This window comes from Sporolactobacillus shoreicorticis, from assembly GCF_024125445.1.
Taxonomy (GTDB): Bacteria; Bacillota; Bacilli; order Bacillales; family Sporolactobacillaceae; genus Sporolactobacillus; species Sporolactobacillus shoreicorticis.
In genome coordinates, this window is sequence record NZ_JAMXWM010000078.1 from 1 (window position 1) to 1,370 (window position 1,370).

4 protein-coding genes are annotated in these 1,370 nt (G+C 48.4%); all 4 read right to left on the reverse strand.

The genetic code is table 11. The annotated features are described in order from the left end of the window. Positions 1-116: 116 nt before the first annotated feature. The gene (locus tag NIE88_RS21975) at positions 117-437 is read right to left on the reverse strand and encodes a hypothetical protein (protein ID WP_253065691.1); all 321 of its coding nucleotides are present in this window, start codon (positions 435-437) and stop codon (positions 117-119) included. Continuing rightward, complete coding sequence (locus tag NIE88_RS21980) at positions 434-760, reverse strand: phage head-tail connector protein (protein WP_253065692.1); 327 nt, start codon at positions 758-760, stop codon at positions 434-436. The genes NIE88_RS21975 and NIE88_RS21980 overlap by 4 nt, the downstream gene beginning before the upstream one ends. Then, entirely contained in the window at positions 760-930 is a 171-nt protein-coding gene (locus NIE88_RS21985) for a Rho termination factor N-terminal domain-containing protein (RefSeq protein WP_253065693.1), read from the reverse strand. The genes NIE88_RS21980 and NIE88_RS21985 overlap by 1 nt, the downstream gene beginning before the upstream one ends. 6 nt (positions 931-936) lie before the next feature. Then, positions 937-1,370, reverse strand: a 434-nt coding sequence (locus NIE88_RS21990; RefSeq protein WP_253065694.1) for a fibronectin type III domain-containing protein, incomplete at its 5' end; no start/stop codon positions are given.

The window sequence follows — 1,370 nt, forward strand, 5'->3', positions numbered from 1 at the left end:
CATTTGCGACCTCGTATAAATATCCCGGACATTCTTCCTTGTGACTTCTGCAAAGTCCGTAGTGCTCTTCTGCATCAGTTTTTTGGCCAGCCGATCGGCACCCATCAGTTCCAGTCTCATGTCGTCTCACTTCCGTATCGGTTGACGACCACAATCCGCCAACGCGTTGTATCATCGCCCCGGATTTCGGTGATCGAGTGGTAGCGATCCTCAAACTCGATCTTATCCGCACTCAGTAAATCTGCTTTTGTCGCTCGAGTGATGATCTTGCGGTTATTCTGCGTGACTTGCCGGTTATCCAGAGCGATTTCCTCAGCCGTCCAGCTGGAAAAACGGCCAATGGATTCACCTGTTCGCACCAATTCATTAATTGGGTTACCCAACGGATCCAAACCGGTTTGCTGATTGGCAAATAAATAGAGTGGCAAGAATCTCATAGGAATCTCACCACTCCTTTATTCACGTTTTCCTGTTTCTCCTTCATCGCCAGGTAGCGGCGGAAATCTGCATCATATTCCTGCAGAATATCATCCACAAAGGAAATGCTGAACGTATCTACATTCTCGGCTTTCACACCTTCGTGATAGCTTCGATTGTACATCGCACAGACAACCTCAACAGCTACAGACTCAAGTTCCGTCGGAAACTCGGTTAACCCCAGGCGCAGATTAATGCGATCCGTTGCCGTCTTCGATAGTTCGTCCAGAAGGTCGTCTTTAATTTCCGGAAGACGAATTTTCACCCGGTCCGTGATGGCCATCAGCGATCACCCAGTTCCGCGACCAGCTGAGCCTTATTCCTATGCACAATGTCCTTAATGCCTTTTTCTTTAGCCAACGCCCGCAGCTGATTCAAATTCAAGGCTTCAAGTTCAGACCTTTTCTTCTTAATCAATTCACGGCGCCGACGTTGAAAGCCTGTCAGACTCATCTATAATCACCCCGCTGGTGCTGTTGGTGTACCGTGTGCCGAATCAGACATTCCACTATCTCCGACCTCATTTACTACGACAACGGCCGTTGAATACTCGGTTCCGTTCGTCAATCCGGTAAAATCGTAAGTAAGATCAGTCGGTGTCTGTGTTGTTGCCGGTTCAGTCGGCCAGTTTCCGTCGCTCGCTTTCTTGATGAAGAATTTCACCGCAGTAATCGGGTTACCTCCGTCATCTTCAGGAAGCACCGCAGTCGCGTGTAACACGCCGTCTCCAGCTGTTACGGTCACAGTCGCTTTCCCAGGTACAGAAAACGACCCGAGAAAGTCCTTCAACCGCTGCAGCTCATCATTTCTAATGCTCAGATGCCCATAAAGATGATCATTTTCTGACATTCGATCATCAATGTGCGTCAAAACAGTATCAATAATCGCCATTT